20 protein-coding genes are annotated in these 19,319 nt (G+C 70.7%); 12 read left to right on the forward strand and 8 right to left on the reverse strand.

The window, feature by feature from the left end; genetic code table 11:
* The first annotated feature begins 386 nt into the window (after positions 1-386).
* Complete coding sequence (locus ACQP1V_RS42030; RefSeq protein ID WP_433417216.1) at positions 387-2,009, forward strand: serine/threonine-protein kinase; 1,623 nt, start codon at positions 387-389, stop codon at positions 2,007-2,009.
* 49 nt (positions 2,010-2,058) lie between these two features.
* Here the strand turns inward: ACQP1V_RS42030 and ACQP1V_RS42035 are convergent, their stop codons facing one another.
* The 4 genes from ACQP1V_RS42035 to ACQP1V_RS42050 form a co-directional block, all read right to left on the reverse strand.
* Positions 2,059-2,964 carry a hypothetical protein gene (locus tag ACQP1V_RS42035; RefSeq protein WP_433417219.1) on the reverse strand — a complete coding sequence of 302 codons (906 nt, stop codon included), beginning with the start codon at positions 2,962-2,964 and terminating at the stop codon, positions 2,059-2,061.
* Positions 2,965-3,177: 213 nt separating this feature from the next.
* Positions 3,178-4,221, reverse strand: a complete 1,044-nt coding sequence (locus ACQP1V_RS42040) for a hypothetical protein (RefSeq protein WP_433417222.1) — start codon at positions 4,219-4,221, stop codon at positions 3,178-3,180.
* A gap of 137 nt (positions 4,222-4,358) precedes the next feature.
* A complete protein-coding gene (locus ACQP1V_RS42045) occupies positions 4,359-4,871 on the reverse strand; it encodes an FBP domain-containing protein (protein ID WP_433417225.1) in 513 nt (170 codons plus the stop codon).
* A 301-nt stretch (positions 4,872-5,172) separates the two neighbouring features.
* A complete protein-coding gene (locus ACQP1V_RS42050; RefSeq protein WP_433417228.1) occupies positions 5,173-5,868 on the reverse strand; it encodes a Type 1 glutamine amidotransferase-like domain-containing protein in 696 nt (231 codons plus the stop codon).
* Between the two features lie 583 nt (positions 5,869-6,451).
* Between ACQP1V_RS42050 and ACQP1V_RS42055 the strand changes: the two genes are divergently transcribed.
* From ACQP1V_RS42055 to ACQP1V_RS42065, 3 genes are all read left to right on the forward strand, one after another.
* Positions 6,452-6,586, forward strand: coding sequence for a hypothetical protein (locus tag ACQP1V_RS42055; RefSeq protein ID WP_433417231.1), 135 nt, complete (start codon positions 6,452-6,454; stop codon positions 6,584-6,586).
* 260 nt (positions 6,587-6,846) lie between these two features.
* On the forward strand, positions 6,847-7,794 hold the full coding sequence (locus ACQP1V_RS42060) for a CDP-alcohol phosphatidyltransferase family protein (RefSeq protein ID WP_433417234.1): 948 nt from the start codon (positions 6,847-6,849) through the stop codon (positions 7,792-7,794).
* 169 nt (positions 7,795-7,963) lie between these two features.
* Positions 7,964-8,497, forward strand: a complete 534-nt coding sequence (locus ACQP1V_RS42065) for a sugar O-acetyltransferase (RefSeq protein ID WP_433426124.1) — start codon at positions 7,964-7,966, stop codon at positions 8,495-8,497.
* 41 nt (positions 8,498-8,538) lie between these two features.
* Here the strand turns inward: ACQP1V_RS42065 and ACQP1V_RS42070 are convergent, their stop codons facing one another.
* Together ACQP1V_RS42070 and ACQP1V_RS42075 are read right to left on the reverse strand one after the other, a co-directional pair.
* Positions 8,539-9,390: an SAM-dependent methyltransferase gene (locus ACQP1V_RS42070; protein WP_387414037.1), complete on the reverse strand. Its 852-nt coding sequence runs from the start codon at positions 9,388-9,390 to the stop codon at positions 8,539-8,541.
* A gap of 247 nt (positions 9,391-9,637) precedes the next feature.
* A complete protein-coding gene (locus ACQP1V_RS42075) occupies positions 9,638-10,453 on the reverse strand; it encodes a glycerophosphodiester phosphodiesterase (RefSeq protein WP_433426126.1) in 816 nt (271 codons plus the stop codon).
* Positions 10,454-11,046: 593 nt separating this feature from the next.
* On the opposite strand from ACQP1V_RS42075, the gene ACQP1V_RS42080 reads away from it, so the two are divergent.
* Positions 11,047-11,469 carry a hypothetical protein gene (locus ACQP1V_RS42080; protein ID WP_433417237.1) on the forward strand — a complete coding sequence of 141 codons (423 nt, stop codon included), beginning with the start codon at positions 11,047-11,049 and terminating at the stop codon, positions 11,467-11,469.
* A gap of 78 nt (positions 11,470-11,547) precedes the next feature.
* Here ACQP1V_RS42080 and ACQP1V_RS42085 read toward each other — a convergent pair whose 3' ends face one another.
* Positions 11,548-12,429: a LysR family transcriptional regulator gene (locus tag ACQP1V_RS42085; RefSeq protein ID WP_433417240.1), complete on the reverse strand. Its 882-nt coding sequence runs from the start codon at positions 12,427-12,429 to the stop codon at positions 11,548-11,550.
* Between the two features lie 123 nt (positions 12,430-12,552).
* On the opposite strand from ACQP1V_RS42085, the gene ACQP1V_RS42090 reads away from it, so the two are divergent.
* The 7 genes from ACQP1V_RS42090 to crcB all read left to right on the forward strand — a co-directional run bounded on the left by ACQP1V_RS42090 (position 12,553) and on the right by crcB (position 17,950).
* Entirely contained in the window at positions 12,553-13,215 is a 663-nt protein-coding gene (locus ACQP1V_RS42090) for a class I SAM-dependent methyltransferase (protein ID WP_433417243.1), read from the forward strand.
* 99 nt (positions 13,216-13,314) lie between these two features.
* On the forward strand, positions 13,315-15,576 hold the full coding sequence (gene metE / locus ACQP1V_RS42095) for a 5-methyltetrahydropteroyltriglutamate--homocysteine S-methyltransferase (RefSeq protein ID WP_433417246.1): 2,262 nt from the start codon (positions 13,315-13,317) through the stop codon (positions 15,574-15,576).
* A gap of 124 nt (positions 15,577-15,700) precedes the next feature.
* Complete coding sequence (locus ACQP1V_RS42100) at positions 15,701-16,072, forward strand: hypothetical protein (protein WP_387414029.1); 372 nt, start codon at positions 15,701-15,703, stop codon at positions 16,070-16,072.
* A 71-nt stretch (positions 16,073-16,143) separates the two neighbouring features.
* Positions 16,144-16,749 carry a UTRA domain-containing protein gene (locus ACQP1V_RS42105; protein WP_218002126.1) on the forward strand — a complete coding sequence of 202 codons (606 nt, stop codon included), beginning with the start codon at positions 16,144-16,146 and terminating at the stop codon, positions 16,747-16,749.
* Between the two features lie 42 nt (positions 16,750-16,791).
* Positions 16,792-17,259, forward strand: a complete 468-nt coding sequence (locus ACQP1V_RS42110) for a fluoride efflux transporter FluC (protein WP_387414027.1) — start codon at positions 16,792-16,794, stop codon at positions 17,257-17,259.
* Positions 17,256-17,594 carry a DUF190 domain-containing protein gene (locus tag ACQP1V_RS42115; protein WP_433417250.1) on the forward strand — a complete coding sequence of 113 codons (339 nt, stop codon included), beginning with the start codon at positions 17,256-17,258 and terminating at the stop codon, positions 17,592-17,594. The genes ACQP1V_RS42110 and ACQP1V_RS42115 overlap by 4 nt, the downstream gene beginning before the upstream one ends.
* Positions 17,591-17,950, forward strand: a complete 360-nt coding sequence (gene crcB, locus ACQP1V_RS42120) for a fluoride efflux transporter CrcB (RefSeq protein ID WP_387414024.1) — start codon at positions 17,591-17,593, stop codon at positions 17,948-17,950. Before ACQP1V_RS42115 ends, crcB begins: the two co-directional genes overlap by 4 nt.
* Before the next feature lie 163 nt (positions 17,951-18,113).
* Here crcB and manA read toward each other — a convergent pair whose 3' ends face one another.
* Positions 18,114-19,214 carry a mannose-6-phosphate isomerase, class I gene (gene manA / locus ACQP1V_RS42125; RefSeq protein ID WP_433417253.1) on the reverse strand — a complete coding sequence of 367 codons (1,101 nt, stop codon included), beginning with the start codon at positions 19,212-19,214 and terminating at the stop codon, positions 18,114-18,116.
* Between the last annotated feature and the right edge of the window lie 105 nt (positions 19,215-19,319).

The raw sequence follows: 19,319 nt of genomic DNA on the forward strand, positions 1-19,319 counted from the left end.
CGCGAAGAGTCCACATAAGAGCTGGTCAGAGGCTATTTACCGACCCTCCGGAGATCGCGGAGAGGGCCGTGGAGAGGCGTGCCGACATCCCGGGACCCCACCCCCTCCGGGCACCGGTCCTCGCTCGGCAGCCCCTCACTCAGAGGTGGCCGCGGGCATCTCAGCATCGCTTCCGGACCCGCTTTCCCGGCACGCGCATGTGTCCTTGCTCACAATCGCGAAGCGGCCTGGGCCGTCCGTCCGCCACCTCGCTCGCCGCCGTACGACTCGTCGCCGACGCTCTTGCGGGCAGGACGGCTCTTCTTGTGGATCGCCCCGGTAGACGACCATGGTGGGCCGGGTCGCGCATCGCTAGGGTGAGGGGATCACCGCGCATGGAGGAGCCGATGCCCGCTGGCCCGCTGGAGCCGGGAGACCCGCGCGTGCTGGGGGATTTCGAGGTCGTCGGGCGGCTGGGCGAGGGCGGGCAGGGGATCGTCTACGAAGGCTGGAGCCGCTCCGGCGAGCGGGTGGCAATCAAAGTGCTTCGCAGCAGCGCGGACCCCGCCTCGCGCCGCCGGTTGGCCAAGGAACTGCAGTCAGCGCTGCGGGTACCTCCCTTCTGCACAGCCCGGGTGCTGGCGGCGGAGACCGACGGGGCATCCCCTTACGTCGTGAGCGAGTTCATCGCAGGCCCCTCACTGCAGGATCGGCTGCGTGACCAAGGTCCTCTGCGCGGGGGCGACCTCGACCGCCTGGTGATCGCCACGGCTACCGCGCTCACCGCCATCCACAGCGTGCGAGTCGTCCATCGGGATTTCAAACCGGCCAACGTGCTCCTCGGCCCGGACGGCCCGCGGGTGGTCGATTTCGGCATCGCCCAGTTGCTCGACGCGAGCACGATGCCCTCGGCGCTGTCCGGAACCCCGCCGTACATGGCTCCCGAGCAGCTAAAGGGCGTGCACGGATCGCCTGCGGCGGACGTGTTCTCCTGGGCCGCGACCATGGTCTACGCCGCCACCGGGCGAGCGCCGTTCGGCAACGACACCGTCGCCGCGGTCTTCGGCCGGATCCTCAACGAGGAGCCCGACCTCACGGACGTTCCGTCGCCGCTGCGGGAGACCCTGGCCGTCTGCCTGGCCAAGGATCCCGAGGTACGCCCCTCCGCCCGGGCGCTCATGATCCGCCTGGTCGACCCCGAAGCCTCGACCGTCACGGTCCCCGATGTCGGGCCGGTGCCGACCGCCTACCTTCCCGCCGACTGGAGCGGCGCGGCGGAGCAGGTTCCGGTCGCGACCGGTCCCGCGCCGACCAGACCGCTCCCGACCGATCCGTCCGAGCCCCAGAGTCCGCCCGGACCCGCGTACGGCCCCGCCTCCCCCCGCCCACTTGGCGGTTCCGATACGGCGCCCCGGCGGGCACGTGCCGTACTGATCGCGGTCACCGGCGTCACCGCGGCGCTCGCGGCGGCGGCGGTGCTGTACGCCACGGGGACGATCGGCGGCTCCTCCGGCGACGGCGCGGCGCGACCGGGGACCCGCACCGACACCAGCACCAGCACAGACACGGCCACCAGCACCGGAAGCGACACCGGCACCGATACCGCCACCAGAAGCGGCACCGATACCGACACCGGCGCCGGCAGCGACGGTGACTCCGGGGGGCGACCGGCATCCACCGCGGCGTCGACGCCGCCCCCTGCCCAGACGGGAGGCGGAGTCCCGGAGGCGTTCGCCGGAACGTGGACGGGCCAGGTCGTCTCGCAGGACGCTCAGAAGAAGACCGCCGACGTCACGCTCACCCTGCTCCGTGACCAGCAGACGGGGACGTGGCGGGACGGCGCCTGCGAGCAGCAGGTCACGGTGACCCGGATCAGGGCCGGGAACGTCCTCGACCTGACCCGCGCACAGCGGGACCTGTGTGTGGGCGGGGACATGACCCTCACGCTGCAGAACCCGGCGACGCTGGACTTCGTGGGCCAGGAGGGTGCCGGCGGGCTTGAGTATCGCGGGAGCCTGCGCCGGTCCTGACCGCGGACCGGCTCAGGCCCATGACCTGCGAGCAAGCGCCGGACGACGCTCAACCCGCCCGCGTGATCTGGAACGAGTAGGGCCCGGTCTTCGCCGTACCCGATCTGACCACGATCGCGTACCGGCCGTCCCCGTTGGAGAGCGGGATGTCGAACTCGTATCCACAGAGGGGGAAGGGCTGCCGAGGGCTGGCGATGTTCTTCTCCGCGGCGTCGGTGAGCTCCAGCTCGATGGCCGTGCACGCCCCGGTCCCGCCGAGGATCTTGATGGCCGACGCGCCGTCCGCGTCGAACTCGAAGCGGTCGATGCGTCCCGGGACGTCCAGCCGCCCCGCGCCCGCCGGGCTGCCCTCGCCGATCTTCAGGCCGATCGTCGCCGGGAACGTGCGGACCTTCACCGTCGCGATCCGGAAGCTGTACGGCCCGACGACGTTCGTGTTCCCGAAGATCTCCAGCCGGTGTTTGCCCGCCTTGGTCAACTTCACGGCCGCCGTGCCCGCGCTGAGCGCGACGCCGGCCGGGCTGACCGGCTGGCCGTCGACCTCGGAGTACACCTGGAACTGGATGTCGTCGCCCGCCATGTCGGTGACGTAGAACTCCCTGGCGTCACCCAGGTCCAAGGGGAACTTGTCCCGCTGCCCGTTCCGGGAGAGCTCGGCCGCGACGGTGCTGCCGTCGGCGAGGGCCCCACCCGGCTGCACAGCCGTCTGGGCCTGAACCGGATCGGCCATCTCGGTCGTGGCCGTGGCCGGTTCGCTGCTCTCCGCGGGCTGGGCGGTCTCGCCGGTCGGGGTGGTCTCGGCGGTGGCCACGCTGGTCACGCGTTCCGGAACGGACTGGTCGTTCCGAGGCGTGGCGGCGCCGGCACCGCATCCGGTGACGGCCAGGAGCACGAGGGTCGCACCGGCGGCGAGCCGGAGTGGCACGCTGAGGCGCCCGCTGGGGGGAACGTTCATGGCAGCCATTGTGCGGAGCCCGCTTGCAGCCTGCTTGCCTCATTGACGAATTCGGCCGGAAAGCCGGTCCCGGTCAGCCATAGCGGTTGAGGAGTTCCTGAAGGTAGTCCTCCAATTGGGCGGCGACCATCATGAAGGGATGCCGTCGTAAAGCAACGCCATAATGGACCTAAAGCACGGATACTTATCGGCGACTTCACAGGCTCAACAAGATCAGCCCGTAGGAGTATTCGTGCGTTCAAAACTCATGGCCAAGGCCGCGGCAGCACTGGCCCTGCCGGCGCTACTGGCCTTCAGCGGGCCGGCCCTCGCCCAGCGATGCTCCAGCAACTGCCGTCTCGTGGGAACCGGCCGGCGAGTGGGGTGAAGCGGCCCGTCCTCCAGGGTGCGCGGCAGCAGCGCCAGCGTCGCGTCGACCGTCCAGACCGCGATCGCCCGCCGCGTCCCGGCCTGCCACACCGCGCCGTCGGCCAGTTCCGGGTACGCGTTCACGACCTCCGCGCGGAAGGCATGCTCGATCTCCTCCGCCAATCCGGTCGGCAGCCTGAAGACGCACCAGCAAGTGGAGAACGGCATGCGGCAGTACGCGGCCGTCAGAAAGACCGACTGAAAGCAGGCGGCCTCGAAGTCGATCAGCCGGAGGCCGCCCGGGGTCAGCAGGTTGTTGTCCGGGCAGGTGTCGCCCGGGGTGAACGCGGGATACTCCGCCCTGACCGCCCCGATCTTCGCCAGTTCCCCGGCCAGCCCCTTCGGCACTGTGATCAAGGTCCGGTCGAGCAGGTCGAGCAGGTCGGCGGAGTTCTGTTCTATCCACGGTTCGTCCTCCCAGGACGGCACGCCCTTGTCATATCGAGCCCGCAGTCGCGCCAGATCCGCCCTTTTCGGCACCGATGCGGCGGCCAGCCGTCCAAGTCCGCGTGCCCAGGCCAGCAGGCCCGCTGTCGCGGCCTTCGGATCGTCCCCGAGCAACAGGTCCGCCAACGTCGGCGCGTCCCCGAGATCCTCCATCACCAGCAGCGGCACCGCGGCGTCCACCGCGAGCAGCTCGGGGCCGGCCATTCGCAGCGAGAGCCCGGCCGCCTCGGACGCGAAGGAGCGCAGCCCCTCCGGCTCGCCCGCGAACGCCTTGACGATCACACTGCCGCCGGTGGCCGTCCGGCAGCGCATCACGGTACTGCGCCGGCTGCCGCCCAGGTCGACCGGATCCGACAGCTCGGTGTCCAACAGATCGCCCGCCGCGCGCAGGATCGAGTCCATCTGGGCATCCTGTCACCGCGACGTACGGCCCGGCACCTGCTTATCCAGCACCGGGTGCGCTCGCTACTCACCGCTCAGGCGTATGGCCTGTCACCAGGCGAAAGGGCTCAAGGCCGTCTGACGAGCAGGCACCTGGCTCAGGTCGCGATGCTGGGGGTGCCGTCGAAGACCTTGTCCAGAAAGGCCGACAGGTTGCCGACGGCGCGGACGACCCGCTCCTCGACCGTGAGCGTCTCGTACGTGTCCAGGTCCGCCCGCTTCTTGCCGCGTACGTACAGGGAACAGGCGAGGTCCGCGCAGATGTACGTGCCGACGGTGTTGCCCTGGCGGCCCGCCACGCCGACCCTGGGCGCGGTGAACAGGGCGACACCGGTGCCGGAGTGCGCGGTCAGGCAGATGGAGCAGATCGTGCTCTTGGCGATGCTCCTGCGGACGTCCTGGGAGAGGCGCAATGTCACGCCGACGAGCCCGCCGTCCCGCTCGGCGACGATGTAGCCGCGCTCAGGCGCTCCGGGGTCGCACCAGCCGAGGAAGTCGAGATCGTCCCAGGGGAGGTCCGACAGCCCTTTGGGCAGGTTGGCCCGGCGGGCGTCACCTTTGGAGCAGTTCACGAAGGATCCGCGGATCTCTTTGTCACTGATGGGCTGCATGTCACGACTCCCCGTCGAAGCGGACGCCGTGCGGCGGCGGGCCCGGCATTCCGCCGGACCACCCTCAGGCCATGCGCGGCCACACGGAACTTGCGATGTCTTATAGGTTCTAGCCTAGGAGTCCTAGGCATGACGGGGCAAACGAATTTCCCGGCCCCCGATTGAGGGAGGACCGACGGATTCAAGGGACCGCAAACCTGCGCCGTTCCGTCGGACGACGGGCACGTCGGTCTGGCCGCGCCCAATCGGCACGCGGACCACCCGCGCCCCGCCCGCTGACGTCGGAGGCGACGGATTGAGATCAAGAGATCCAGTAACGGGCGGGAAGGGCCTCCTCGCGGTAGTGCCCTGCCCCGTCCGGCTCGACGAACCATGCGCTCCGGTCGGGAAGCACACCGAGTACGTCGTGGAGCCGGGTGCCCACATAGTGCAGAGCGACGCCGTCCTCGGTCGCGTGGCCCGGCGGGAGTTCGCCGCGGCCGACGAGTTCGCGGTAACGGGTGCGCCTCGGCTGCTCGTCGAGGTCGTCATGGACTCCGTTGCTGAACGGCAGGAATCCCAGTCCGTCGTCGACACGGTCGAGATCGTCGCCGAAGGAGTCGGTGACCCCGCCGAGATGCCAGCACAGGCTCCCCGCGCTCTGCCCGGCCAGCACCACCCCGGCTTCCCAGCACTCCCGCAAGATCTCATCCAGCCGGTGCGCGCGCCACACGGCCAGCAGATTCACCACACTTCCGCCGGATACGAAGATCACATCTTGGGCGAGCAGGTGAGCGCGGACGTCGTCCACATTCGGCCGGACGAACAATTGCAGATGTGACAGATCAGCGTCGCCCGCCGAGGCGGCACGCTGGTACCACCGGTCGACGTACTCCCTGGAGTCACCGACCGCCGTGGCGATGAGACACACCTGCGGCCGACGCACATCGGCAAGCCGCATCGCCTGCCAGATCTGCGAACCGATCCGCTCCGGCGGGAGGCCGTCAGGCGGATACAAGACTCCCGAGCACGCCAGAATCTGCCGATCTTTCGCCACCTCCACATGGTCGTGTCGGCGGAGGGCTCGCGCAAGCGATCTTGACTCCGGAGCTGAGCGAGCTGCCCGCGGCGGACCCGATCCGCGAGCCCCGCGTGAATGCGAATCGGCCTTCCGGCGGAGTACAGGGTGTAGCACTCCACAGAAGGGACCCTGCGGATGGCCTCTCCCCTGACGCGTCGGCGAAATCCGGCGACGCCGCGCGCACCCGAATCCGCGCGGCGACCCGGCACGCGGCGGGTCTCCGCTCAGGGACGGCCGACCCCATGGATTGACGCCCCCATGGATTGACGCCTCGCGAGCATGACCATGCCGAGAGAGCCCGTCACCTCACCCCGCCCCACAACGCATCATGACTTTTCGTACCATTCCGGGGATTTCCAGATTATTTCCGAGGCGGGCACGACAATCGACGCATCCGTACGCCCGAAAAGCGAGGCGTTCACCGGAAACGTCGTGCGGGCGACGAAATTCCGTGAGCTAATGAATGGATGGCGAAGAGTCAGACGAAACGCCACCCAAGAGACCGAGTTGGATGCTTGCGATGAATTTTCAGCAAATAGCGGCACTGTTCGGGGGCGACGACGACCCCCACCTGGGAGACGACGCTCACGCGCTCCACCAGGACGAACAACTGGACGACACGGACTACCTGGACGATTTGGACGATGATTTCTGACATTTCCCAATTCATCCAGGGCCGCGACGACCGACAGCGACACCGACGACATCCCCTGGGCACGCCTCGACTCGCCCGTCAGTAATCGCGGTCGACAGAACGCACCATCCCTGCACGAACCATCCCCCTGCACGCACCATGATCCCTCATCGCATCAAAACGAGAATTGACCGAATTCATCGGCATTTCATCGTTCCGGAGCCGCGGCCGGTCCCTGCCGGAGCGGTTCTGGCCGAGGGAACAGATCACGAGGTTTCCCTATGAAGTTCACATTGGACGACGTACGGTCACAGACCTACAAGGCACGGGACGCGTGGTGGACCGTGTTCCTGGTGGACCCCCTCGCGGGCCGCCTGGTGGTCGGGACCGCGAACCGTACCTCGATCACCCCCAACCAGATCACCTGGGGCGCCTTCCTGCTCGGCCTGGGATCGGCCGGCTGCTTCCTGACGGCGGACCGGCCATGGCTGCTCGCCGGAGCCGTGCTGTACCACCTGAGCTTCGTGCTCGACTGCATGGACGGCAAGATCGCCCGCCTCAAGGGCACGGGAACCGTACTGGGCGGCTGGCTCGACTACGTCTTCGACCGCATCCGCGTGCTCGTCTGCGCCATCGCCCTGATGTGGGGGCAGTACCAGGCAACCGGCGAGGACCTCTACCTGCTCCTCGGCATCGGGGTCGTCTTCCTCGACATGCTCCGCTACGTCGACGCCCTCCAGATCGCGAAAGTCCGGCGCCAGATGCGCCGCACCCTCAAGAAGGCGTACGACGACTCCGCCTCGGCCGGCGGATCACCCGCGCTCCCCCAGCGGCTGCTCCATGACGACTCCGACCTGGACGCGGCTCTGGATCTCGACCGCGATTCCGACCTGGACGCCGACGAGATCAGGCTCCGCACGCTGGACGTCGTCGACCTGCAGGAGGAGTTCCGCACCCGGTTCTCCTGGTACATCGGCGTCCGGGAATGGCTGCGCGACCACCGGGTGCGGACCCACCTGATCAGCGGCATCGAGTTCCAGATGGCGGTGTTCATCATCGGCCCGCTGCTCGGGCTCATCGTCCCGGTCACCGTCGGCGCGGCGGCCCTCCTGCTCGTCTTCGAGGCCGCGATCATGTACAAGCTCTGGCTGTCGTCCCGCGACCTGGGACGGGCGCTCAGAGAGATCAAGAGCGCGTCCGCGCAGGTGCAGGCCCCGGCCGGAAACTGACCCCCACGGCAGCCCTCCCGCCTCCGGCGGCTCCGCCTCGGCGCCCTCGAATCCTCGTCACGGTGACGCGGACAGATCGCCCCGGGGCGGCGGGCGGGGCCGCGCTCCGGCTACGGTCGGGTGCGTGCACGACTACTTCGCGGGCGACAGCCGTACGAACCGGGAACGGATGCTGGCGGGCGACCTCTACATCGCCGACGACCCCGATCTGGCCGCCGCGTCGAAGCGGGCCATCCTCCTCGCGCACCGGTACGGCGAGGTCTACGCCACCGACCCGGACGCCGCGCGGCCCATCCTGGAGGAGCTGATCGGCTCGATCGCGCCGGACGCCCACATCCGGCCGCCGCTGTACGTGGACTACGGGGCGCACATCACCATCGGCCCCGGCACGTTCGCCAACTACGGTCTGACCGCGCTGGACGTCGCTCCGATCACGATCGGGGCGGACGTCCAGATCGGCCCGAACGTCCAGCTCCTCACGCCGACGCATCCCGTCGATCCGGACATGCGCCGCGCCAAGCTGGAGGCGGCCGAGCCGATCGTGATCGGCGACAACGTGTGGCTCGGCGGCGGCGTGATCGCACTCGCCGGCGTCACCATCGGTGAGAACAGCGTGATCGGCGCGGGCGCGGTCGTCACCAGGGACATCCCGGCCGGGGTCGTCGCGGTGGGCAACCCGGCCAAGGTCATCCGCCACATTTAGGACGTACAGCCCCCTGACGAGCCGCCCCGGCCCGGTCCGGCTCAGTCCGGCTTGCGGGCGACGCCCCCGGCGAACGTGTGATAGGTGATCCCCTGCGCGGCCTGGTCAGCGAGGCCCGGCCGCCACTCGGGCAGCGGGACCAAGCCGGGGTCGAGCAGCTCGAAGTCCCCGAAGTAGGCGAGGATCTCCTCGCGCGTCCGCCACCGGCCGGTGCCGAGGTTCTCGTTGAACAGCTTCTCGGCCGAGGCCGCCTGCGCGGCGATCTCGGGGCGGGCGTCCCCCGGGTTGTGGAAGTGCGAGATCGCCACGAAGCTGCCCGCGGGCAGGGCGTCCCTGAGCCGGGCGGCGATGCCCTCGGGGGCCTCGTCGTCGTTCAGGTGGTGCAGGATCCCGAACAGCAGCAGGCCGACCGGCTGGGAGAAGTCGATGAGCCGCCGCAGGTCCGGGTGGTCCATGATCTGCTCCGGCCGCCTGATGTCGGCCTGGATGACCATGGTGGTGTCGTTCCTGGCCAGCAGCGCCTGGCCGTGCACCAGGACGATGGGGTCGTTGTCCACGTAGACCACGCGCGTGGCCGGGTCGACCTCCTGCGCGATCTCGTGGACATTGCCCTGCGTCGGGAGGCCGGAGCCGATGTCGACGAACTGCCGTACCCCCGCCTCGGCGGCCAGGTGGCGGACGACCCGGCGCAGGAACTCGCGGTTCGCGCGGGCCGCTTGGGGGGCGTCCGGCGCGATCTGGAGGGCCAGCTCGGCCACATTGCGGTCGGACGCGAAGTTGTCCTTGCCCCCGAGCATGAAGTCGTAGACACGCGCGACGCTCGGCCTGGCGATGTCGATGCCGGCCGGGGCCTGTTCCTGCCCGGCTTCGGCCGGGCTCCGCTCCTCGGACACAGTCCTTCCTCCCGCTCGATCGAGCACGGACCGAACAAGAAGATCTTAATGGGCAGTTATCCAAAGATGTCAGCCTTGCAGTGCTTTTCGGGGAAATTCACGAAACCCGACCGCCGGCATGCGAGAACTGCGGCAATAGCACTGTTTATTGATTAATGTCCCAAAAAAACCCCTTTTTGGCCTGATTTGCGGTTGCCCGAACGGCGCGGCGACGCGCGTCCCCTCTCCGCACGCCAGGCCCGCGCGGCTACTGGCACCTGCCTCGCAGCCAGGCCCGGTACTCCCTGGTGTAGTTGGTCATCACGCTCTGCGGGGCCTGGGCGAGCACGGCCTTCCACTGGGACGCGTTGCCGCTCCAGGAGGGGACCGGCTCGTTCCATGCCACGCTGTCGGTCCACCGCGCGGCCGCCCCCTTGAGAAGCGTGGGATGGCGCTTCGCCAGCTCCCCCTGGATCCAGGAGTCGGTCGAGTAGACCATGATCCGCTGCGAGCCCTGCCGCTCCTTGATCGGGTCCGAGATCTCCTTCCACGCCGTCGCCGCGTACCGGGGATCGCTCAGGATGCTCTTCGTCTCCGGCTTGATCTCCAGCAGCGCGATCAGTCCCCGTGACCGCACGTGGTCCAGCCACTGCCGCAGCGAGTAGACCCCCTCCCCCTTGTACGGACCACGGGTGATGCGCCGGCTGTTCAGGTTTCCCGCTCCGTTCGCCCACCAGATTTCGGTGATCTTCTGCTGGCCGCCGGTGAGGCCGTTGGTGGTGGTGTTGTGCCACATCACCGCCTTTGTCCCCTCCTTGGTGAGCTGGACGTCGGCCTCGACGCCGTCGGCTCCCCGGGCCTTCTGGTCGTCCACTCCCCGGAGGTTGTTCGGCTGGCGCACCTGGTCCTTCGCCCAGCCGTTCGCCCCCTCGGGGTAGCCGCCGTGCCCGAAGACCACCGGACACTTCGGCAGCGCGGCCGTCCCCGCCGGCACACCGGAGGCCGCGGCGGGCGAGGCGTTCACCACCGCACCGCAGGCGAGGACGGCCGCCGCCGCCGACAGACCGGCCATCGTCTTCGTCATCGTCACGTTCGCTCCACCTACCGGAAATCGATTGCCGAATCAGCAGGGCAGGCTAGCGACGGGTTCTCGCACGATCAAGGCGAGTGTTCACTGTCGGCATGGCGGACGCGGATCTCCGGCCTCAGATCACCGGCACAAGCCCGGCTGCTCGCGCGCACCGCGGCTTCCGCCGGGGCCGCACTCGGCTCGGGGCCCATCCCGCCCAAATCAGGGCGTGCGAGGCATACGTCCGGCGGAGGAGCGCCGATCACCCGTCCGGCGGACGAATCGGCGGAGCCCTCCACCGTACGATCCCGCGCTGTAAGGTCCGCGAGGCCGAGGGGCCGTCCGCAGGGAGATTCGGGGTGGAGTTCCGTGTTCTCGGTCCGATGGAGGTCTACGACGCGAAAAGCGCACCCGTCGACGTGGGCGGGCCACGCCAGCGGACCGTGCCGGCCCGGTTGCTGGTTGCGGGCGGGCGGTCCCTGCCCAATGTGACGCATCATGATTGATCATTAAATTCGGCATAATCGCCCAGCTCCGACCTGCGGGCCGCGGGGGCGGTGACGGCCGCGGTACCGATCACACGCGGGTGTGCTTATGGAGGGGGACAGATGGTCTCGATCTTCGATGCGGCGGCATCGGAAGAAGACGTCACGGGACGCGACCTGGGGCGGGCGGTGGAATCCCTGCTGGCCGGATGGGCCGAGCGCCTGGCCGTCCCCGTCGAGATGTGGGCGCTGCCGACGAGAGAAGTGCCCGACGACGCCGCCCGGCTCGCGTACCAGGTCCTGGTGGACTCGCTCGGCCGCGTGGCCGGCGCGCGGGAGATCTCCGTCGCGATGACGACGGGCCGGACCCTGCGGCTGACCGTCTCCTGCGACGGCCTGCCCGCCGAGGACGACGCGAGGGCGGACGAGGAGGACGCCGCGGCGAACCCACTGCGTGCCCAGGCGGCGGCGATGCGCGGGGTCTACTCGACCGGCTCCGGGGCGAGCGAGCACATGACGATCACCCTGGAGCTCCCGCTGCCCTGACCGGGGGCCAGCGCTCGCCGGTGCTCCGGCTCTGCACGACAACCGGCTCCGCACGACAACCGGCGCCGCGCGCACCGGCTACCTCGTCCACAGCGACTCCTGGACCGTCCGGGCCAGGGCCAGCAGCTCGCCGGAGACCCGGTCCGGATGCCAGCCGAGCCCGTACGCCATGCGCAGGTCACCGGCGTCGAACGGCACGAAGCGCACGTCGTGGCGGCGGATCGAGCCCACGACCAACTGCGGCACCGGCAGCAGCCCGACGCCGGCCGCGACGAGGTCGAGCGCCGCGGCGAAGTCGTCGATCTCGTCCGCCACCGCGTGGAGCCGGTGCGGCCCGCCCAGCAGACCGGCGAGCCGGGACCACATGCCGCCGGGCGGGCGGTCGCGCGGCGCCAGGACGCGACGCCCGGCCAGCCGCTCCGGACGGACCGTCGCCGCCGTCGCGAGCGGATCCCCCGCCGGGACCGCCAAGTGGCCGACCGGTACGTGGAACCGCGCGGCGGTGGTGAGCCCCAGCGGGAACGGAGCGGCGAGGATCGCCGCGGACACGTCTCCGGCCTCCAGGGCGGCGGTGGCGGCGCTCCAGCCCGCGGCCCGCAGTTCCACGCCGATCGCCGGTCGGCGGCGGGCCAGCCGCCGGGCGACCCGTGCCGCGAGGCCGCCGACGAGCGGCGCGTACGCCAGCCGGATCGCCGGCCGCTGCGCCGCCGCCAGCCGGACGGCCTCGGCGCCGAAGGCGTCCGCCGTCTCCAGCAGCGCCTCCGCCCGCGGCAGGAGCGCGGCCCCGGACGGCGACAGCCGTACCTCCCGGCTGGTCCGCTCGAACAAGCGGAGCCGCAGCGCGCGTTCGAGCCGGGCGATCGCCTGGCTCATCGCCGGCTGCGACATGCCCATCTCCGCCGCAGCCCGCGAGAAGCTGCGGTGCCGCGCGACGAGCGCGAAACACTGGATGTCGCGCACGGGAGGGCTGGGATCCATGCTCCAGTATCGCCCGCTGATCCATAAGCGACGGCAATGGATCAAGCGGCCGCCGCACCCGAGGCGATCGGGCTAGTGCCGGGAGGGGCACTAGGATGCCCGGCCATGATCGAAGCCAACCATCTCCGCACCACTCGTGAGTCCTACGGTCGGCTCGCCGAAACCTACGCCGAGTTCGCCCGCCCGCTGTTCGAGCAAGAGCACCTGGACCGCGCGGCGATCGCCGCGTTCGCCGGGTTCGTACGGGCCGGAGGCGACGGCACGGTCGCCGACGTCGGCTGCGGCCCGGGGCACGTGACGGCCCACCTGCACGCGCTCGGGCTGACCGCCTTCGGCGTCGACCTGTCGCCCGAGATGATCGATCTGGCCCGCCGCACCCACCCGCACCTGCGGTTCGACGTCGGCTCGATGACCGAGCTCGACCTGGCGGACGGCGCTCTCGGCGGTGTGCTCGCCCGCTACTCGATCATCCACACGCCGCCGGAGCGGATGCCGGAGGCGTTCGCCGAGTTCCACCGGGTGCTCGCCCCGGGCGGCCTCCTGCTGCTCAGCTTCCAGGCGCACGATGAGCCGTCGGCGCCGCCGGAGCCGTTCGACCACCAGGTGGCGCTCGCCTACCGGTGGTCGCCCGACCACGTCGCGAGCCTGTTGCGGGAGACCGGGATGGTCGAGGTGGCCCGGCTGATCCTCGCCGGTCGCGAGGACACGAAGCGGCGCTTCCCGCAGGCGCACCTGCTGCTCCGCAAGAGCGCCGAAGCCCAGCCATAAGCAACGGCGATAGATCGGCGGCGGGACACGGCGGCGCGGGCAGGATGCGGCTCGTCCGATCCGCCCGACCGCTCCCCGCGGTCTCGTCAGGGAGTCACCATGACCGCCGTACGCCCGTCGCCCTTCCCCGCCTCCACCGTCCTCGGTTATCCGAGGATCGGCCCGGAGCGCGAGCTGAAACACGCCCTCGAGTCCTACTGGAGCGGCCGGATCGCGTACGACGAGCTGGAGAAGGTCGGCGCCCGCCTCCGCGAGGACACCTGGCGGCGGCTCCACGCCCTCGGCCTCGGCGCGCTGCCGTCCGGCACGTTCTCGTACTACGACCAGGTGCTCGACACGGCCGTGCTGTTCGACGCGGTGCCGGAGCGCTATCGGGCGCCGGCCCCCGAGGACGCCTACTTCGCGATGGCGAGGGGCGCCGCCGGGATCGCACCGCTGCGCATGACCAAGTGGTTCGACACGAATTATCACTACATCGTGCCGGAGATCGGCCCGGACACGGCGTTCCGTCTCGCGGGCGACGCCCCTCTGGCCGAGGTACGGCAGGCCCGCGCGCTGGGCCTCGACCCGCGCCCCGTCCTGCTCGGCCCGGTGACGTTCCTGCTGCTGTCCGAGCCGGCCCCGGACGCCCCGGCCGGGTTCGCGCCGCTGGACCGGTTGCCCGACCTGCTCCCGGCGTACGAGCGGCTGCTGGCGGCGCTCGCCGCCGAGGGCGTCGCCTGGGTGCAGCTTGACGAGCCCGCGCTCGTGGCGGACCGCTCGGCGGAGGAACTCGCCGCCGTACGGACCGCGTACCGGCGGCTCGGCGCGGCGGCGGCCCGGCCCGCCCTGTTCGTCGCCACGTACTTCGGGGACGCGGGCGAGGCGCTGCCGGTCCTCGCCGGGACGCCTGTCGAGGCGATCGGCCTCGATCTCGTGCGCGGCTCCCTGCCCGCCCCCGACGTCGATCTGAGCGGCAAGACCGTCGTCGCGGGCGTGGTGTCCGGGCGCGACGTGTGGCGGACGGACCACGACCGGGCGCTCGCCGCCCTCGTCGCCCTGCGGGAGCGCGCCGCGCACGTCGTCGTCGGGACCTCCAGCTCCCTGCTGCACGTGCCGTACGACGTGGAGCGGGAAACCGGCCTCGATCCCGCGCTGCGGGAACGCCTCGCCTTCGCCGAGCAGAAGGTCGCCGAGGTGGTCGAGCTGGCCTCCCTCCTCGCCTCCGCCCCGGACGGCGCGCCCCGAGGAACCGACAGCCGCGCCACCTCCTCCCCCCTCTCCCCGGAACCGGCCGCACCCTGTCCCCCGCGCAGCCCGTACGCGGTGCGCGCGGCGGCCCAGGCGGAGCATCTGCGGCTGCCGGCGCTGCCCGTGACGACGATCGGCTCGTTCCCGCAGACCGGTGAGCTGCGCGCGGCCCGAGCGGCGCTGGCCGCCGGACGCCTCGACGAGACCGCCTACGAGGCCCTGGTCCGGAACGAGGTCGCCCGTGCCGTCGCCGTGCAGGAGCGGCTCGGCCTGGACGTGCTCGTCCACGGCGAGCCCGAACGCAACGACATGGTGCAGTACTTCGCCGAGCACCTGGACGGCTTCGCGGTCACGCGGCACGGCTGGGTCCAGTCGTACGGCTCCCGCTGCACCCGGCCCCCGATCCTGCACGGCGACGTGCGCCGCCCCGAGCCGATCACCGTGCGGTGGGCCACGTACGCGCGGTCCCTGACGGACCGCCCGGTCAAGGGGATGCTGACCGGGCCGGTGACCATCGTGGCGTGGTCGTTCGTCCGCGACGACCTGCCCCTGCGCGACGTCGTCTCACAGGTGGCCGACGCCGTACGCGACGAGGTGCGCGACCTGGAGGCGGCGGGCCTCTCGATCATCCAGGTGGACGAGCCCGCGCTGCGCGAGCTGCTGCCGCTGCGCCGCGCGGAGCAGGACGGCTATCTGGCGTGGGCCGTGGACGCGTACCGGCGGGCGACGTCGGGCGCGAGCGACCGGACACAGATCCACACGCACCTGTGCTACTCGGACGCCGACGAGATCATCGCCGCGGTGGACGCGCTCGACGCGGACGTGACGAGCGTGGAGTCGGCCCGGTCGCACGCGCGGCTGCTGCGCGAGCCCGCGGTCGGCGGGTTCCAGCGCGGGCTCGGCCCGGGCGTGTACGACATCCACTCGCCCCGTGTTCCCGAGGTCGAGGAGATCGAGGAGTCACTCCGCGCGGCGCTGAAGGTGCTGCCCGCGCACCGGCTCTGGGTCAATCCGGACTGCGGGCTGAAGACCCGGACATACGAGGAGGTCGAGGCGGCCCTCGCGAACGTCGTCACGGCCGCGCGCAATGTGCGGGGAGATCACGAATGTCGACCCCTGACCGTGGAATGACCCGACACCGAGATTAGGCTCCGAACCCAGCGTGTCCGAGCTGATATTGATGGTCGGCATAGATCCGAAAGGCGTGTCCCCCCAGCCTTCAGGTGTACGACCACAAACATGAAGGACGGACACAGTGAGATCAGCCAAGCTGATGTTGGCCGTGGTGTCGATCGCGGCCTCGGCTTCGCTCGTCGCCTGCGGCAGCAGCTCTTCCGACGGGGCGTCGGATACGGCGGCAGCACCGGTGAACGGAGCCGAGAAGGCCGCCGCTAAGACCAGCAAGACCGGCAAGGTCTCCGCGAACAACGCCCCCGAGAGCGAGCTCGTCGCGGCGCTCCACGCGGCCGGGGTGCCGAACCCCGACCGCTGGGCGCACGAGGTCATCGAGTACCGGCCCTACGCCGCGGACGACACCAAGCTCACCTCGCTCCGTAAGAACCTGGCGAAGCACAAGCCGGGCGAGAAGACCATCGACAAGATCGTCTCCGCGCTGACGGTGCCGTAAAACGCCGAAGCGCGCCGCGGAACACTCTCACACTCGCGGCGTAGAACGCGCTCACGGGGAAGGGAATCCCTGTGACCGCAGCTCGCCGGAGACTCCGGCGCACGACGGACCGCTACCAGTGGGAGAAGGACCGCGCGCTCCTCCCTGAGGACGAGCGGCGCCGGGCCGGCGCGGCCGAACGGGACACCGGGCTGCCCCGTGAAGAGCTGGAGTTCTCCACGGAGTTCGGCTCGGCCCCTGCGGGGGCCGAGCTGGCCCGGCGGTTCGGCGTGCCGGAGGGCACCCGCATGCTGCGCCGTACCTATCGGACCCGGGCCCGCGGCGAGAACGCGCCGCTGAGCCTGGTCATCTCCTGGCTCGTGTACGACATGGCCGCCGCCAACCCCGCCCTTCTCACGCCGGAGAACGAGCCCTGGCCGGGCGGCACACCACACCAGCTCTCCACGATCGGCATCGAGATCGACCGGGTCGTGGACGAGGTCACCGTACGGCTTCCGCTTCCCGAGGAGGCGCGGACTCTGGACGTGCCCGGCGGCGTGCCGGTGCTGGTGCTCCGCAAGACCTCGATCGACACCGCGGGGCGCGTGGTCGAGATCGCCGAGTGCGTCCTGCCCGGCGACCGCGCCGAGATCGTCTCCACGACCCGGCTGCAGCCCTGGCCCAAACGCGACCGCTGACCGGCCCGGGCGTTTCCGCGCCTGGTCGATACCATCGGCACCATGACGCCTTCCGGCACCGGGCAGGACGTGTTCCGCGGGCGGCCGGCGAGACGGCGCGGGCGCGCGTTCAGCGTGGTGGGAGTGATCGCGATCGGCGGGGGGCTGGGCAGCGTCGCGCGCTTCCTGCTCGCCTCGGCCGTACCGGTGGGGGCGAACGGCTTCCCCTGGGGCACCCTGATCGCCAACCTGTCCGGCTGCTTCGCGCTGGGCGCGCTCATGGTGTTCGTCCTCCAGGTGTGGCCACCGAGCCGGTACGTCCGGCCGTTCCTGGGCGTGGGGTTCCTCGGCGGATACACCACCTTCTCCACCGTGGCCGTCGAGATCACGCGGCTGGCCGCGCCCACGGCGGCCGTCTACGCGGCGGTCAGCCTCGTCGCCGGGCTGGCCGCGGTCTGGTGCGGCATGACCCTCGCCCGGCTCGCCGCCCGCATCCCCGTACGGCGCGGCCCGCGAAAGGAGGCGCGATGAGACTGCACGGCGACGCCTGCCGGCTGACGATCTACATCGGCGAAACCGACCAGTACCGTCACCGGCCCCTGTACACGGAGATCGTCCACCGGGCGCACCGCAAGGGCCTGGCGGGAGCGAGCGTGTTCCGGGGGATCGAGGGGTTCGGCGCGTCATCGCTCATCCACACGAACCGGCTGCTCTCCCTGAGTGAAGACCTGCCGGTGGCCATCGTCATCGTGGACACCGAGGCGCGGATCACCGATTTCGTTGCCGAACTGGACGAACTGGTGACCGAGGGGCTGGTCACCGTGGAGCCGGTCGAGGTCTACCGCTACGTCGGGCGCCCCGCGTGACGCTGCTGCTGGTGTTCCTCGGCGGCGCGGTGGGCGCCCCGACCCGCTATCTGATGGACCGGCTGGTCCAGCGGTGGCACGACACCGTGTTTCCCTGGGGGACGTTCGTGGTCAACGTCACCGGCTCGTTCGTCCTCGGCCTGCTCACCGGGCTCCAGCCGGGGCCGCTCGTCGCCACGCTGGCCGGGAGTGGCTTCTGCGGCGCCCTGACGACGTTCAGCACGTTCGGGTTCGAGACCATGCGGCTGATCGAGGAGGGCTCGTTCGCGGAGGCGGCGCTGAACGTGGCCGGCAGCCTCCTGCTCGGCGTCCTGGCCGCGGCCGCCGGCTACGGCCTGGCCGTCCACATCCTGTGAACCGGAAGCGCTGGTGGGGTGTCCACAACTCTTGGACGGGTCGGTCACTGCGCCGGAAAGAACCTCCGGTCCTCGCGAAGCCCGCTTCGCTGGGCCTTCGCGGCGGTCCTCGCTCCCTTCCGCTCCGTTCCCTGATCCCCGGCGAACGTGCGCCGGCAGCGCACTAGAGGATCTGCGGTTCCGCGCAGAAGACGGTGCCGTCGCCGGAGATCGTGATCGGGCCCTCCGAGGCGGGGACGTAGACCGCGTCGCCGGCGCGGAGTTTGACCTCGTCCCCGGCCTGGACCACGCCATCGACGCAGAGCAGGATCCGCGGCAGCTCGCCCGGCAGGGCGCGTCCGGCGCCCGGCACGATCCTGCGCAGCAGGAACTCGGGGCAGGGCGGCACGTACGCGTCGTCGGCCGGCTCGACGGGCAGCGGGACGGCGGGGGCGTCGGTGATCCGCAGCAGCTCGTCCACGTCGATCGGCTTGCCGGTGAGCCCGGCGCGCAGCACGTTGTCGGAGCTGCCCATGATCTCGACGCCGAACCCGGAGATGTAGCAGTGCAGCACGCCCGCGCCGAGGAACATCGCCTGGCCGGGCTCGAGCTCGTGCCTGCGCATCAGCAGCGGCGCGAGGACCGCGGGGTCCTCCGGGTACAGCCGGGCCAACCGGATGATCAGCTCGTAGTCCGGCTGGTGGACGGAGGAGGCGGCCCACACGATCGACTTCACCAGATCGGCCCGGGAGCCGGGCAGGCCGAGCAGCTCGCGCAACGCGGCCAGCATGTCACCGGCGGCGAGGCGCGCCACGACGGGCCGCAACGCCGCCACGCCGAGCCGCTCGACGAGCATCGCGGCCTGCTCGGGCGCGCGCAGCCCGGCGAGCGCGGTGAACGGCGTGAGCGCGCAGATCAGCTCCGGTTTGGGCCACGGATCGCAGTAGTTCCGGTCTCCCCTGGCGTGCCCCTCGGCCGCCTGGTCGGCGGTGGGATGCACCTGGAGGGAGAGCGGGCGGTCCACCGCGATCAGCTTCAGCAGGTACGGCAGGCGCGCGCCGAAACGCTCGACCGACGCCCGCCCCAGCTCGGCCACCGGGTCGGCGGCGATCGCGTCGACGAGGGTCCGCTCGACACCGTCGCGGGTGAGCCGCGACGGTCCGGAGGGGTGGGCGCCGAGCCACATCTCGGCCTCCGGTCCCGAAGCGGTCCGCCCGGTCAGCCCGGCGATGGCGGTGCGGGAGCCCCAGGGGTAAGTCTTGATCGGGTTGGTCAGCAGATCCATCTCGAATTCCTCGTGGGTGGGGGAAGCCGGGCTCACTCTGCCCGGAGACGCTCAACGACGAATGAACCCGGGCTGAACCGCATGAACATTCCTCGCTCGTCAGGT

Source organism: Microtetraspora malaysiensis, assembly GCF_050947145.1.
GTDB lineage: Bacteria > Actinomycetota > Actinomycetes > Streptosporangiales > Streptosporangiaceae > Microtetraspora_A > Microtetraspora_A malaysiensis.